General features: G+C 33.7%; 13 protein-coding genes. 8 read left to right on the top strand and 5 right to left on the bottom strand.

Going from position 1 to position 15,242, the window contains the following annotated elements; translation table 11 throughout:
• The first annotated feature begins 82 nt into the window (after positions 1-82).
• Positions 83-613 carry a 5' nucleotidase, NT5C type gene (locus A33S_RS0105930; protein ID WP_009383107.1) on the top strand — a complete coding sequence of 177 codons (531 nt, stop codon included), beginning with the start codon at positions 83-85 and terminating at the stop codon, positions 611-613.
• Between the two features lie 128 nt (positions 614-741).
• Here A33S_RS0105930 and A33S_RS0105925 read toward each other — a convergent pair whose 3' ends face one another.
• The 5 genes from A33S_RS0105925 to A33S_RS0105905 form a co-directional block, all read right to left on the bottom strand.
• The gene (locus A33S_RS0105925) at positions 742-1,653 is read right to left on the bottom strand and encodes a diacylglycerol/lipid kinase family protein (protein ID WP_009383106.1); all 912 of its coding nucleotides are present in this window, start codon (positions 1,651-1,653) and stop codon (positions 742-744) included.
• Positions 1,654-2,339: 686 nt separating this feature from the next.
• Entirely contained in the window at positions 2,340-3,845 is a 1,506-nt protein-coding gene (locus A33S_RS0105920; protein WP_009383105.1) for a peptide MFS transporter, read from the bottom strand.
• Positions 3,846-4,092: 247 nt separating this feature from the next.
• Entirely contained in the window at positions 4,093-5,607 is a 1,515-nt protein-coding gene (locus tag A33S_RS0105915; protein WP_017176640.1) for a peptide MFS transporter, read from the bottom strand.
• Between the two features lie 167 nt (positions 5,608-5,774).
• Positions 5,775-6,269, bottom strand: a complete 495-nt coding sequence (gene queF, locus A33S_RS0105910; protein ID WP_009383102.1) for a preQ(1) synthase — start codon at positions 6,267-6,269, stop codon at positions 5,775-5,777.
• A 19-nt stretch (positions 6,270-6,288) separates the two neighbouring features.
• Positions 6,289-7,146: a DMT family transporter gene (locus tag A33S_RS0105905; RefSeq protein WP_009383101.1), complete on the bottom strand. Its 858-nt coding sequence runs from the start codon at positions 7,144-7,146 to the stop codon at positions 6,289-6,291.
• Positions 7,147-7,689: 543 nt separating this feature from the next.
• Between A33S_RS0105905 and nrdI the strand changes: the two genes are divergently transcribed.
• From nrdI to A33S_RS0105870, 7 genes are all read left to right on the top strand, one after another.
• Positions 7,690-8,052, top strand: a complete 363-nt coding sequence (gene nrdI, locus A33S_RS0105900; protein WP_009383100.1) for a class Ib ribonucleoside-diphosphate reductase assembly flavoprotein NrdI — start codon at positions 7,690-7,692, stop codon at positions 8,050-8,052.
• Positions 8,052-10,157 (top strand): class 1b ribonucleoside-diphosphate reductase subunit alpha, encoded by a 2,106-nt coding sequence (gene nrdE / locus A33S_RS0105895; RefSeq protein ID WP_009383099.1) that lies wholly within the window; start codon positions 8,052-8,054, stop codon positions 10,155-10,157. Before nrdI ends, nrdE begins: the two co-directional genes overlap by 1 nt.
• A gap of 154 nt (positions 10,158-10,311) precedes the next feature.
• Positions 10,312-11,283 (top strand): class 1b ribonucleoside-diphosphate reductase subunit beta, encoded by a 972-nt coding sequence (gene nrdF, locus A33S_RS0105890; protein WP_009383098.1) that lies wholly within the window; start codon positions 10,312-10,314, stop codon positions 11,281-11,283.
• A 293-nt stretch (positions 11,284-11,576) separates the two neighbouring features.
• Positions 11,577-12,311, top strand: coding sequence for an immunodominant staphylococcal antigen IsaB family protein (gene isaB, locus A33S_RS0105885; protein WP_009383097.1), 735 nt, complete (start codon positions 11,577-11,579; stop codon positions 12,309-12,311).
• 178 nt (positions 12,312-12,489) lie between these two features.
• The gene (locus A33S_RS0105880; protein ID WP_017176639.1) at positions 12,490-13,458 is read left to right on the top strand and encodes an ABC transporter permease; all 969 of its coding nucleotides are present in this window, start codon (positions 12,490-12,492) and stop codon (positions 13,456-13,458) included.
• Positions 13,445-14,407, top strand: coding sequence for an iron chelate uptake ABC transporter family permease subunit (locus tag A33S_RS0105875; protein ID WP_009383095.1), 963 nt, complete (start codon positions 13,445-13,447; stop codon positions 14,405-14,407). Before A33S_RS0105880 ends, A33S_RS0105875 begins: the two co-directional genes overlap by 14 nt.
• On the top strand, positions 14,404-15,177 hold the full coding sequence (locus A33S_RS0105870; protein ID WP_009383094.1) for an iron ABC transporter ATP-binding protein: 774 nt from the start codon (positions 14,404-14,406) through the stop codon (positions 15,175-15,177). The genes A33S_RS0105875 and A33S_RS0105870 overlap by 4 nt, the downstream gene beginning before the upstream one ends.
• Positions 15,178-15,242 lie beyond the last annotated feature (65 nt).

Raw genomic sequence — 15,242 nt, 5'->3', positions numbered from 1 at the left:
TTTAGTGTGATAATGATTGCGTGTGATTCATATACAAATTTGATATACTTGTGGTGCTACTATTAAAAGGGAGTTGTAATTCATGGCAAGAGAATCTATAGGTATAGATATGGATGAAGTGCTAGCTGATACGGTTGGCTCACTTTTAGAAGAGTTTAATAAAAAGACAGAATTAGGCGTTACGTTGGAAAGTCTTGAAGGCGATAAGTTACGCAATGTTATGCCTGAACATCAAGCTGTGATTAAGGATATACTTGCGAGTAACGGCTTTTTCAGACGCTTAAAAGTGATTCCTGATGCAGTTGAAGTTGTTAAGAAGTTAAATGAACATTACGATATTTATATCGTTACAGCAGCTATGGATGTGCCGACTTCATTTAGTGATAAATATGATTGGTTACGTGAACATTTCGCATTCCTAGACCCACAACATTTCGTATTCTGTGGACGTAAAAATGTCGCACTTACAGATTATTTGATTGACGATAATCCGAAACAACTACGTATTCATACAGGTAAACCACTTATGTTTACAGCACCACATAATGTAAACGAAACTGAGTTTACACGTTTAAATAACTGGAAAGAAGTCGAAGCTTACTTTCTAAACTAAAAAAAGACCCGATTTCACGCGTTTACCAGTCATTTGTCGTAATCTTAAACATACAGTTAAGATTTTGCGATCGTGACTTTGGTCGTGTGGAATCGGGTTTAATATGTTTTTTATCAATATCATTTATTTTATTGTAGTGTCAGGATTTCAATATGTTGCGGTAAGATTTCGATGTCTATAGGTGTTTCGTAAGCAATTTCGCCATCGACATCAACCTTCATAGTCGGTGATGTTTCAATTTGAATGTGCTTACCTTCAACATGTCCAATATTTTCACTAATTTCGTTCCAATTCATACTATCACGTAAGCTAAAAATATCTTTCATGATACTCACACTATAATCGTTAAAAATGAAAACATTTAACGTACCATCATCCGGCGTCATGTCGGTCATAGGAATTTTACCGCCACCGATAAAGCGGCCGTTAGCGATAAGAATCATAGATGTGTCGCCTTCTTCAGTATAGTCGTCTACTTTCATTTTATAATCAAAGTGTGTTGGATTCGCTAAAGTTTTAATCGTAGATCCAATATAACTTAATTTACCAAAGATATCCTTTGAACCATCTTGAACATTCTCAGCGTTTTGAACCATAAGCCCCATACCAGCGAAGTTGAGTGCATATTCACCGTTAACTTTCATAACATCATATGCTTTCTGAGTAGTTTGAGGTAATTGTTCACTTGCCTTTTTAAAGTTACCATCTAAATTAAGTGTTTTAGTAAAATCTTTAAATGTACCACCAGGTAATACGCCGATTGGTAAGTTTAATCCATTCTCACATACGCCATTTACAAGCTCATTGACTGTGCCATCTCCGCCTAAAATGAATAAAATATCAGCATCTTCGGCATACGTTTGTTCTTTTATCTTTTTACAATAGTCTTTAATTTGTCCTTTTTCTTCACTAAGTTGAACAGTTACGCGCTTACACATCTGACTTAAATATTGCGTTGCAGTACCAATACCTAGGTTGATATCATCTAAACCAGAATGTTCATGATAAAAAAGAATGCCATGTTCATAATTATGAGACATAAAATAACCTACTTTCTTAAAGGTAAATTTTGTATGTTCATTACATATTTTATACTTTATTTTGTCTCTTTGGCAAAGATAAATACGCTTGCTTATGTTTGTATCTATTTTATTTATAATACCTTTCTTTTTCTAAAAGACACTAATAATAGCATTTGAAAGATATATAATAAGAGCGTCGTTAAAAAGATGAAATAAATCGGTTCATATTTATTAAACGTCCATTCCCAAGCACTATTAACAGCGATACTCTCATAAGCGAATAAAGATGTACAAAGCATGATGAGGTGGCCTACGTTAATCCTGAAAATGGATAAATATCTTAATTGAAAACATGAAACCAGAAAATATAGTAATGTAACTATTATATATATGTACTTATAATGATATTCGTAAACGCAATACAACAAAATAAATGGTATTGGTAATATGTATAATAATAATAAAAATAGGGATATTGAAAATCTCATCATTTTTCCTCTTATGTAATGTGTATATTTAAAACTATAATGTTTTACAACTAAATTTACTTTTAAATTATAACATATCAAAGCTTTCGTTGAATCTGCATTATTGAAAATTTTATATCACTAATATTCTAAATTGTTTGTTAATTACTGGTATAATGCGTTTATTCATATTTAAAAAAGCGCACATGAATTTGTGCGCTTTGCATTGATTTATTATTAGTGAATACCTTTCATACTTCTCTTTATGATAGGTGTGATTAAGAAAATCACGATACCTATTAAAACAGCGAAACCACCGATAAAGCCAAAGTAATTGCGGTCTCCTAAAATAGGAATTAATTTCACGAGTTGTCCATTTAAAGCTTGTGCAGTTGCATTAGTAAGTAACCAAAGACTCATCATTTGCGCGTTAAATTTTAGAGGTGCTAATTTAACAGCAGAACTACTACCTGTTGGCGAAATCAATAACTCACCAATAACGCAAATCATGTATGAAAGAATAATCCAAAATACCGCGATTTTAGCGCTTCCTGTCATCATAATAACAACCATCATTAGTATAAATGAAGCACCTGCGAACATTAAACCGATTGCGAACTTCATTGGTAAGCTTGGTTCATACTTATCAAGCTTTTTCCATAAGAATGAAATAATAGGTGCGAATACTACGATAAAGAAAGGATTGATCGTTTGAAACCACGTCAATGGAAAATCAAACTCTAATCCGAATAAATTGAGCGATAAATCAGCGCTCTTTTTAGCAAACACGTTCAGTACGTTCGCACCTTGTTCTTGAATAGACCAGAAAATGACACCAACTACAAACAATGGTATGAATGCGTAAACACGTGATCGTTCAGTATCTGATACTTCTTTACTGCGAATCATGATCGTGAAGTATACGATTGGTAAAACTAAACCGAGCACTAATACGATATAACTAATTAAGTCGAACGTTAAGGTTTGTGTCATTAAACCTATGATAGCTGCAATAACGAGTGCTAATGTTGAGAAACCGAAAATCTTACCGTAGAGTTTCTTTTCTTTATGAGATAAAGGGTCTTCTGGTTTTAACCCAACTTGACCTAGCGTATTACGTGTGAATAGTAGGTAGATAACTAGAGCTAATCCCATACCAATTGCTGCAATTAAGAAACCGCCATGGAAGTTTTTAGTCTTCTCGAAATGCGTAAGTGCAATAGGTGCGATAAGGGCACCCATATTGACTGCCATATAAAATATAACGAAACCTGAGTCCATTCTTGAGTCGCCTTTAGGATATAAACGACCAACGATATTTGAAATGTTCGGTTTCATTAAACCTGATCCAATGATAATAAAGAACATCGAAATGCATAATGCGACAAGGCCGCCTATCGGTAAACTTAAGAATATGTGGCCGATTATAATTAATACGCCACCTAGGAAAGTTGCTGACCTTGTACCTAAAATTCTATCTGCAATCCATCCCCCAAGAATAGACGTCATGAAAATTAACGACCCGTAGATTGATAGAATCGACTGAGCGGTCGTTTGTTCGAGTCCTAGCCCACCATCTTCTATCGCATAATACATATAGAAGATGAGTAGTGCACGCATGCCGTAGTAACTGAATCTCTCCCAAAATTCAACTGAAAAAAGTATCCCTAAACCGCTTGGATGTCCAAAGAATCCGGTCTGAGGGATTTCGGTCGGTGCACCACGATTATTGTTATTTCTCATTTTAAAAGACACCTTTCTTTTTCCCTTAATATATAATTTCGTCGATATTTAAAATCATACGTCTTTATTTGCTAAATTACAACAAAATTTAGAAAATCAACAATATTAGAAATGTTAATTTCTGTTTTAATTTATTTGTTATTAATCAATAAAATCAATGTATTATGCATAAAAAAGAAGCAAAACAACCGTCATGATGACGATTATTTTGCTTTTATAAAAGTTACGTAATTTTTTATGTTTTCGATTATTTCACGCCAGCCATTAATTTTTTAATGAATGGACTAAATAATAAGAGCACGACACCTATGCTAATGGCAATAATGCCTGAATATAAGAAGTAGTCACCTTGGCTAATCGTTGTATAAACTTTAACCATTTGCGCGTTTAAGCCTTGAGCCATTGCGTTAGATAAGAACCAAATACTCATCATTTGTGCTGTAAATGCTTCAGGTGCTAATTTCGTAGTTGTCGATAACCCAATAGGTGAGATGCATAATTCTCCTAAAGTAACGAGTAATAAACTCAAGAAAATCCACATTGGATGAATTAAAGTTACTTCGCCACTTAAAGGAATAACCATTATGATGTATGAAATACCACCTAAAACTGTACCAATAGCGAACTTAACTACAGTAGAAGGGTTAAATTTACCTAACTTGACCCACATTAAAGAAAATAGTGGGGCACAGATAATGATTACTAATGGGTTAATTGATTGGAACCATGAAGCTGGAATATTAAAATCAATGGCGCCACCAGTTAATTTAGACATGCTAAGTTGTGTTTTAGTATCTGCAAATTGAGCAATGATTGTTGAACCTTGTTCTTGAATCATCCAGAATGCTACAGATGCTACGAATAAAGGTATATAAGCAAGTACGCGTTTTCGCTCGTGAGATTTCGTTTTATGGCTTGAAATAATACGTGCAATGTAAATGAAAGGAATAACAACGCCTAAAATAGACACAATATTCGCAAAACTTTCAAGAGAAAGTTTGTTCATGACTGCTAATAATACAGTTACAGCGATAATAGCAATTACTGCGACACTTATAATTTTAATGAATTTAGATCTTTCATCTTTTGATAATGGGTCAGGGACTTCAACACCTGCTAAGCCTAAGTGCTTTTTATTAGTGAAGAAGTAAATCACAAGACCTATAAACATACCAATTGCTGCTACAGCAAAGCCGGCATGGAATCCTACGTTTACTTGTAACCAACCAATTAATAAAGGTGATAAGAACGCACCCATGTTAATAGACATGTAAAAGATTGTGAATGCTGAATCTAATCTTGGATCGTTCTTTTCATAAAGTAAACCAACTGTTGATGAAATATTTGGTTTGAGTAATCCGGTACCAATAATTAAGAACAATAATGCTAGTAATAATAATGTGAAATTATTCGGTAATGACAGTAGAATATGACCAATCATGATCAATATACCACCATAGAATAACGCGTGGCGTGTGCCTGTTATTCTATCGGCTATCCAACCACCAATAATACCACTCATGTAAACAAGGGCACCGTAGATAGACACGATTTGTAGTGCTAGACCTTGCTCAATGCCAAATCCACCTTTAGCAACCGAATAGTATATGTAATATGCCAGGATGGCTTTCATGCCATAGTAACTAAATCGTTCCCAAAACTCTGTGAAAAAGAGTGTTCCTAATCCTTTAGGATGCGCAAAGAATCCTGAACGCGGTGTGCTTTCGATAATTTCTTCTTTAGTGTAATGTGTGTTTCCCATAACTTCACCTCTCGATATCTCTGAATTTTATTTTATACGTTACAATTTGATTTAACAAGAAGTTTTTTGAAAATTTTTAATATTTAACTCGACATAAAGAAAAGGAGTTAAGATATTGTGAACTTAACTCCTTAACAATTTGTTGCTTATAAATAATTTATACAAATCTAACGATTATCGATCTTTTCAGGATATAAATCGTGATTCATTAAGCGATGTTCGGCCATCTTTTCGTATTTCGTTCCAGGCTTACCATAGTTCGTATAAGGGTCAATTGAAATACCGCCACGTGGCGTGAATTTGCCCCATACTTCTATATAGTGAGGATCCATTAAATCGATTAAGTCATTCATAATAATATTCATACAATCTTCATGGAAATCCCCATGATTTCTGAAGCTAAATAAATAAAGTTTCAGTGACTTAGATTCTACCATCTTAATATTAGGGATGTATGAAATATAAATGGTAGCAAAGTCTGGTTGTCCTGTGATAGGACATAGTGATGTAAATTCAGGACAATTAAATTTTACAAAGTAATCACGGTTTGGATGTTTATTATCAAATGACTCTAATAATTTTGGATCATAATCGAAATGATACGTATTGTTTTTGTTACCGAGCAATGTTAGATCGTCTAATTCGTGCTTTTCTCTACTCATGTAAACACTCCTTTAATAGTTATGAAATGCGACTTCTTCTCGCTTTTTGGAACATGTAATAACTTGCTCCTAGAATAATGACATAACCTGCAATTGCGAATGGGTCAGGTGTTTCATTAAATAAGAAGAAACCGAATACTGCTGTGAATATGATAGATGCGTATGTGAATATTGAAATGTCTTTTGCTGGCGCATAACTATAAGCAACGGTAATCCCGATCTGACCAACGGCAGCTGAAAGACCTGCACCTATTAATAATAAAATTTGTTTCGTAGTCATTGGTTCATACGTAAATATAACGAATGGAATTAATGCTATGACTGAAAAGAAAGAGAAGTAAAATACGATTGTATAAGGTTTCTCTTTAGCACTTAGTGCACGTACACAAGTATAAGCACTTGCTGCGAAAATTCCTGAAAGTAAGCCACCAATAGCTGGAATCACTGATGATGAAAATTCTGGCTTAACGATGAGTAACATCCCTAATATTGCAATAATCATAGCGATCCATTGGTATTTTCTTACCTTTTCATGGAGGAAAATTAAACTTAATAAAATCGTCCAAAATGGGTTAAGTTTCATAAGAATATCTGCGTCACTAAGTACCATATGATCAATGGCGTAAATGTTTAATAAAACGCCTAGTAATCCTAATGTTGAGCGAGAAAACAATAGTGGTTGACTTGAAAGTTTACCAAAAAATGGTTGTTTGTATTTAAGAATAAAAAACAAGGGTATAAACATAGCCACTAGGTTTCTTGCTAAAGATTTCTGAAAGACAGGTAAATCACCAGATAATCTAAAAAATACAGCCATAAAACTAAATCCGATAGCTGAAATTAAGATTGCGATAATACCTTTTAATTTTGAATTCAAACCAAAATCGCCTCAATTCTAAATTTTAACGTATCTATATTAGCATATTTGTATTTAATTTCCTATACAGTTGAAATTAATTTAAGAATAGGCTATTCTATAAATAGAACATATGTTCGATAAGCGAACAGTGATGTTTTATCGTGTTGAAGTATCGTGAAAATTTTACGTATAAAAGTGTGTTCTAAAGAAGTTTTAAATTCTGTCATAAATTCTTAGTGAGTGGATGTAGATGCAATTTCATCGCTTAATATGACAAAAGGTGACATTTTTCACTAGGTGTTTGTCTTTAAATCTAATTATGAGTTATGTATAATGAACACATAATATAGTATGAGTGATTGAAATCAAACACAATATATTGTGGTTTGGAATAAAACAAATATAGATTGGAATCACATCATTATAGTTGATTTACACCCGTTTTATTATGTTTTCAAACAAAAACTCAAACAATTTACTTCTTATTTAACAATTTTCATATACTATATGTAGTCGTGTTCGAACATACATAATTAGAATGTTAAGAAAGCAGGTGGCGATATGAAAGTTGTGTATTTTTCATTCACAGGCAATGTTAGAAGATTTATTAAGCGTACTGAAATCGAAGATACGTTCGAGATAACATCTGATAACATGCATACAAAATTAGATGAAGCTTTTATATTAGTCACGGGTACAATCGGCTTTGGGGAGGTTCCAGAACCGGTACAACAATTTTTAGACATCAATCATGCCAATCTATCAGCTGTAGCAGCGAGTGGCAATAGAAATTGGGGACAGAATTTTGCGAAAGCAGGCCGTGTTGTTGCGGATAAATATCATGTACCCTTACTTATGAAATTTGAGTTACAAGGCAATAAGCAGGACGTTATAGAATTTAAGGATAAGGTGGGCAATTTTTGATGAAGACGATGGAACAAAAAACATATAACCATATTGAACTAAATAATGAAGTTACTAAGCGTAAAGAGAATGGCTTCTTCAACCTTGAGAAGGACCAAGAAGCTTTAGAGAATTACCTGGAAGAAATTAAAGATCATACAATCTATTTTGACGATGCGATTGAGCGCTTACATTACTTAGTAGATCAGGATTTTTATTTCGATGTGTTTGAAAAGTACAGTGAAGCGGACTTAAGAGAAATTACAGATTTTGCTCAGAATTTACCTTTTACTTTTGCGAGTTACATGTCAGCAAGTAAATTCTTTAAAGATTATGCTTTAAAAACGAATAATAAAACTCAATACTTAGAGGATTATAAAGAACACGTTGTCATCGTTTCTTTATATTTAGCTGATGGTCATAAAGCGACAGCTAAGCAATTTATCCAAGCGATGATTGAACAACGTTATCAACCTGCAACACCTACATTCTTAAATGCAGGTCGTGCACGTCGTGGCGAACTTGTTTCATGTTTCTTACTTGAAGTAGACGATAGCTTAAATTCTATTAACTTTATCGACTCTACAGCTAAACAATTAAGTAAAATTGGCGGCGGTGTTGCAATCAACTTATCTAAATTACGTGCTAGAGGTGAGGCGATTAAAGGCATTAAAGGTGTAGCTAAAGGTGTGCTACCAGTAGCTAAATCCTTAGAAGGTGGCTTTAGTTATGCCGATCAACTTGGTCAACGTCCAGGTGCTGGTGCGGTTTATCTCAATATCTTCCATTATGATGTTGAAGAGTTCTTAGATACAAAAAAGGTAAACGCAGATGAAGATTTACGTCTATCTACAATTTCAACAGGATTAATTGTACCTTCTAAATTCTTTGATCTTGCGAAAGAAGGTAAGGACTTCTATATGTTCGCACCACACACTGTTGAACGTGAATATGGTGTAACACTAGATGATATTAATATTGATGATTACTACGATAAACTTGTTGAGAATCCTAATATCATGAAAAAAGCAAAAGATGCTCGTGAGATGTTAAACATTATTGCTCAAACGCAATTACAATCTGGTTATCCTTACCTTATGTTCAAGGATAATGCGAATAAAGTACATGCTAACTCTAATATTGGTCAAATCAAAATGAGTAATTTATGTACAGAAATCTTCCAATTACAAGAAACTTCAATTATAAATGATTACGGTATTGAAGATGAAATTAAACGAGATATTTCTTGTAACCTTGGTTCTATGAACATCGTGAATGTTATGGAATCAGGCAAGTTTAGAGATTCAGTTCATACTGGTATGGATGCATTAACTTTTGTAAGTGATGAAGCAAATATTCAAAACGCACCTGGCGTTAAAAAGGCTAACAGTGAACTTCACTCAGTAGGTTTAGGTGTTATGAACCTTCATGGTTATTTAGCGAAAAACCATATTAATTATGAATCTGAAGAAGCGAAAGACTTCGCGAATACGTTCTTCATGATGATGAACTATTATTCAATCGAACGTTCTATGCAAATTGCAAAAGACCGTCAAGAAAAATATGTAGGCTTTGAAGATTCAGATTACGCAAGCGGTGAGTATTTTAATCGTTATACTGAAAATGATTTTTCACCAAAATATGATAAAGTTAAAGCTTTATTCGAAGGTTTAGATATTCCAACTACAGAAGATTGGAAAGCACTAGCAGAAAAAGTTAAAGAACATGGCTTATACCATGCTTATCGTTTAGCAATTGCGCCGACACAAAGTATTTCATATGTTCAAAATGCTACAAGCTCAGTGATGCCAATTGTAGACCAGATTGAACGTCGTACTTACGGCAATGCTGAAACATTTTATCCAATGCCATTCTTATCACCTCAAACGATGTGGTATTACAAGTCAGCATTCAATACTGACCAAATGAAATTAATTGATTTAATCGCAACAATTCAAACGCACGTTGACCAAGGTATCTCAACGATTCTTTACGTGAATTCTGAGATTTCTACACGTGAATTATCACGTTTATATGTATATGCACACTACAAAGGGTTAAAATCTCTTTACTATACACGTAACAAATTATTAAGCGTAGATGAATGTACAAGTTGTGCCATTTAAATAGATAGAAATAGTAACATCCATTTTGAAAATGGGTGTTCTATTTTAGCGATAAATGATCGTAATATATTAAACAAACGTTATATCAGTCTTTTAATTAAGAATGAATTGAAGTGCCTAACGAAATAGAAATTTAAATGAATGGAGAATTAAAATGATTGCTGTCAATTGGAATACACAAGAAGATATGACGAATATGTTCTGGAGACAAAATATCTCACAAATGTGGGTTGAAACAGAATTCAAAGTATCAAAAGACATTGCGAGCTGGAAAACTTTAACAGATGATGAACAGAATGCTTTTAAAAAAGCTTTAGCAGGATTAACAGGTTTAGATACGCATCAAGCAGATGATGGCATGCCTTTAATTATGATGCATACGAAAGATTTACGTAAAAAAGCAGTGTATTCATTTATGGCTATGATGGAACAAATTCATGCGAAAAGTTATTCTCATATCTTCACGACTTTACTTCCATCTAGTGAGACTAATGAATTACTTGATAAATGGGTTTTAGAAGAGCCTCATTTAAAATATAAATCAGATAAAATCGTTTCAAACTACCATAAATTATGGTGTAAAGATGCCTCCATCTATGATCAATATATGGCACGTGTCTCAAGTGTATTTTTAGAAACATTTTTATTCTATTCTGGTTTCTACTATCCACTATACTTAGCTGGACAAGGTAGAATGACGACTTCAGGTGAAATCATCAGAAAGATTCTTTTAGATGAATCTATTCACGGTGTATTCACTGGTTTAGATGCTCAAAGTCTACGTAATGAATTATCAGAGAGCGAAAAACAAAAAGCTGATCAACAAATGTATAAATTATTAGATGAACTATATAAAAACGAAGTGAGTTATACAAAAGGACTTTATGACGCTATTGGTTTAACTGAAGATGTTTTAAATTATGTACGTTATAACGGTAATAAAGCTTTATCAAACCTAGGTTTTGAACCTTACTTTGAAGAACGTGAATTCAACCCAATTATTGAAAATGCGCTAGATACGTCTACTAAAAACCATGACTTCTTCTCAGTAAAAGGTGATGGCTATACGCTAGCGTTAAATGTTGAAGCGTTACAAGATGAAGACTTTAACTTTGATGATAAATAAAACTTACATTGTTGCTTGTAAGAGTTAGTATAATTAGGAGTTATTCTAATTGTGCTAACTCTTTTTTTTATTAAATTTGGCTTAACTTAGCGGTAGTGCTTTTAAAAAAAGAGATATAAAAATTTAAGCGATGAAATCGTAATTAATGAAATGTATTACGTATTAAATTTAAATCATATTAAAGTATTTAACACTTTAAATAATAATAAAAAGAATTTTACATTCATTTAATAGTAATATTTGTAATATTATAGTAACATTCGTAATGTAAAAGAAATCAAAGGAGTGTAATTATGAAAAAATCAAATTTATTTGTTTCGTCACTTTTAGCATCAACAGTTTTATTTACAGGGGTATCAGGGACTATGGAAGCAGCGGAAGATCATCAAGCTACAAATGAAGACCAAGCACATACACAAACACAAGCATCTCAAGGTCAACGTCCATATGGCGGTGTTGTTCCTAAAGGTATGACTGAAGCTCAGTACCAAGAATTAGAAAACAATGTACCTCATTATGGTCATGAAACAGCTGAATCATTCTCTCATGCAGTAGATAGAGAAACGCAACGTATCGCAGATGAATATAAAGTTACAATTTACGCACCTAATAAAACATACAAACCCCAAATTAGACCTTGGTATGCATACAAAGGTCATACAAGCTATGATTCTAGCTTTATCGTTGAGTCGACATTCGTTAATGCAGTTAAGCACAACAATGTGACGCTAAACGGTTACAAAATCAATATGGTTACGCCTAAAGAATCAGAACCTATGGCTATTAAAAATGTTGCAGATACACAAATTACAAACTTCGATGACGCAGGTATGCCACACATCGCAAACTTCGATGTTAAGAAAGGTCAAATTAGTAAACAAGATATCATTAAAGCTTATGGTCAACCAGCTCAAGTAAAAGAAGGTGAAAACAACCAATTCAGTATGACTTACAACATTGATGACGCGATTATTAGTTTCAACTTCGATGCGAATGGTTACGTTCAAAAAGGTCACTTAGGTATTTAATCACAAAACTCAATAAGATATGAGCATTGCAGGTTAGACGAATGTCTAGCCTGCTTTTTTATTAACAAAATCTTAACAAAAGTTAAATAAAGTATTGATTTATGTGAGGAAAGTGATAAAATTTAATTGAAATTGATTATCATTTGCAAAATACATCACATTGAAAGAGGATTCTATTATGAAATTACTAATGAATGGTTGGCTTTTGTGCATCGTGTTAATCATTTGTTCGGTGACATCACTCTTTGTTGGCGTTCATCAGCTGGATGTCACACACATCCCATCATGGTCGCATGAAGAGTGGAATATTTTATATGCAAGTCGCATTCCCAGAACGATGAGTATCATCATTTGTGGAAGTAGCTTAGCTTTAGCAGGTTTAATCATGCAACAAATGCTTCAAAATAAATTTGTTAGTCCGACTACTGCAGGCACAATGGAGTGGGCGAAGTTTGGTATTTTAATTTCATTAATATTAATTCCTACTTCAAGCAGGCTATTGAAGCTTATTTTAGCGATATGTTTCAGTTTGTTAGGTACTTTTCTATTTGTAAGGTTAGTTGAATTGATTAAGTTTAAAGATGTGATCTTTGTGCCGCTCTTAGGCATCATGATGGGCGCTGTTGTGTCGAGTTTTACAAATTTCTTTGCATTGCGTACCAATGCGGTTCAAAGTTTAGGTAACTGGATGCATGGTAACTTTGCAATTATAACGAGTGGCAGATATGAAGTACTCTATCTAAGTATTCCAATTTTAGTTTTAACTTACATATTTGCGAACCAATTTACGATGGCTGGTATGGGTAAAGATTTTAGCCAAAATCTCGGTCTTAATTATCAATTTATTATTAATCTAGGGCTTTTCTTTACGTCGATTATCACGGCACTCGTTGTGGTAACGGTTGGAACTTTACCTTTCTTAGGATTGATTGTTCCGAATATTGTTTCTATTTTCAAAGGGGACCATTTAAAAGCAGCGCTGCCACATACAGCAATGTTAGGTGCTATATTTGTGCTGATTTCTGATGTGATCGGTCGTCTTGTCGTGTATCCATACGAAGTGAATATTGGTCTCACGATAGGTGTATTTGGAACGGTGATATTTATTATGTTATTGATTCGAGGTCGACGTCATGAAACTACTTGAGAAAAAGAAAAAACTGATACTGCTTGTTGCGGTCACACTTATAATCAGCATTGCTTACTTATTTATAGGACTCGATTTCGAAATATTTGAATACCAATTTTCAAGTCGAGTACGGAAGCTTGTCTTAATGTTATTTGTAGGTGCTGCAATCGCCACTTCGGTAACGATTTTTCAAGCCATAACCGTTAACCGATTATTAACACCGTCTATTATGGGACTTGATGCAGTTTACATATTTATTAAGGTTCTTCTGATTTTTGTATTCGGTGTGCAATCATTTTGGAATACGAATATTTACGCGAATTTTATCATTACTGTATTTGTCATGATGTTATTTGCGCTCATATTATTTCAAGTTATCTTCAAGACATTTCAATTCTCAGTTTATATGATCTTATTGATGGGCGTTGTTATGGGAACTTTCTTTAAAAGTATAACGGGCTTTATTGAATTATTGATTAATCCCGAGGACTTTTTGCAAATACAAAGTGCAATGTTCGCAAGTTTCGATGCTTCCAATTCAAAGCTGGTATTACTTTCGGCAATCATTTTGATTATGATCATACTATCTATCGTACGCTTATTACCGACTTTAGACGTCTTACTGCTTGGTAAAGCCCATGCGATAAACTTAGGTATACGTTATGAAGTATTCACACGACTCTTGATGATACTTGTCGCAATCCTTGTATCCATATCTACCGCACTCGTTGGTCCAATCACATTTCTTGGACTCATGACGATTAATATTGCGCATGAATTTATGAAAACGTATGAACATAAATATCTTTTACCTGTCACGATTTGTTTGAGTTGGATTGTTTTGATACTCGCGCAATTTGGCGTTGAACAGTTGTTTGAAGCGACAAATGAAGTGAGTATTCTCATCAATTTAGTAGGCGGCAGTTATTTTATCTACATTCTAGTTAAAAGGAGACACTTAGCATGATTGAAGTAAGAGGCGTTGACGTCCATATAAGAGACACTAAGATTTTAGAAGATGTAAATGTTGATATTGAAAAAGGAAAGCTTACTTCAATTATTGGTCCTAATGGTGCCGGTAAGAGTACATTCTTATCACTCATTAGTCGACTTATTGAACTCGAAAGTGGTTCAGTTCATATTGATGGCGATGCGCTTTTCAAAGTGCCGACAAACGAACTTGCCAAAAGGCTTTCAATTTTAAAGCAAGCGAATCATACAGAACTGAACATTACGGTTGAGCAGCTTGTTCAATTTGGGCGTTTCCCTTATTCAAAAGGCTATTTGAAGGACGATGATCATCAAGAGGTTGACCGTGCTCTAAATCTGTTACATCTTGATGAAATTCGTCATCGAAATATCAAAACATTATCAGGCGGGCAAAAGCAACGGGCGTACATCGCAATGACGATAGCTCAGAATACGGATTATATCTTGCTTGATGAACCGTTGAACAATTTGGATATGAAACATTCTGTTCAGATTATGCAGACGTTGAAAAATCTAGCTGAATATTTAAATAAGACAATTATTATTGTGATTCATGATATTAACTTTGCGTCATGTTATTCAGATAATATTATTGCTTTTAAAAAAGGGCGAATTGTACATGAAGGAACGAAAGACGATGTTATTGATTCCAAGATATTGTCAGAGATTTATGAAATGGATGTCTCGATACAAACGATTTCGAATCAAAAGTTCTGCATGTATTTCGAGGATAAACAATCAAGTTAGCATTATTGAAAGGAGTGATGGCGCGTTAAGAGATACGCATATAATTGTGGGGACAAGTATTTAAG

This window comes from Staphylococcus massiliensis CCUG 55927 (assembly GCF_000298075.1).
GTDB classification, from domain to species: domain Bacteria; phylum Bacillota; class Bacilli; order Staphylococcales; family Staphylococcaceae; genus Staphylococcus; species Staphylococcus massiliensis.
Note: the sequence above shows the minus strand (reverse complement) of the source record. Positions and strands in the feature narration are given on the sequence as shown.

Bases quoted from the DNA above. Each gene is read 5' to 3' on its own strand.
- A33S_RS0105920 (WP_009383105.1), bottom strand. From the start codon at position 3,845: ATGAGAAATAACAATAATCGTGGTGCACCGACCGAAATCCCTCAGACC.
- nrdF (WP_009383098.1), top strand. From the start codon at position 10,312: ATGATTGCTGTCAATTGGAATACACAAGAAGATATGACGAATATGTTC.
- queF (WP_009383102.1), bottom strand. From the start codon at position 6,269: ATGAGTAGAGAAAAGCACGAATTAGACGATCTAACATTGCTCGGTAAC.
- A33S_RS0105880 (WP_017176639.1), top strand. From the start codon at position 12,490: ATGAAATTACTAATGAATGGTTGGCTTTTGTGCATCGTGTTAATCATT.
- nrdE (WP_009383099.1), top strand. From the start codon at position 8,052: ATGAAGACGATGGAACAAAAAACATATAACCATATTGAACTAAATAAT.
- A33S_RS0105870 (WP_009383094.1), top strand. From the start codon at position 14,404: ATGATTGAAGTAAGAGGCGTTGACGTCCATATAAGAGACACTAAGATT.
- isaB (WP_009383097.1), top strand. From the start codon at position 11,577: ATGAAAAAATCAAATTTATTTGTTTCGTCACTTTTAGCATCAACAGTT.
- nrdI (WP_009383100.1), top strand. From the start codon at position 7,690: ATGAAAGTTGTGTATTTTTCATTCACAGGCAATGTTAGAAGATTTATT.
- A33S_RS0105915 (WP_017176640.1), bottom strand. From the start codon at position 5,607: ATGGGAAACACACATTACACTAAAGAAGAAATTATCGAAAGCACACCG.
- A33S_RS0105930 (WP_009383107.1), top strand. From the start codon at position 83: ATGGCAAGAGAATCTATAGGTATAGATATGGATGAAGTGCTAGCTGAT.
- A33S_RS0105875 (WP_009383095.1), top strand. From the start codon at position 13,445: ATGAAACTACTTGAGAAAAAGAAAAAACTGATACTGCTTGTTGCGGTC.
- A33S_RS0105925 (WP_009383106.1), bottom strand. From the start codon at position 1,653: ATGTCTCATAATTATGAACATGGCATTCTTTTTTATCATGAACATTCT.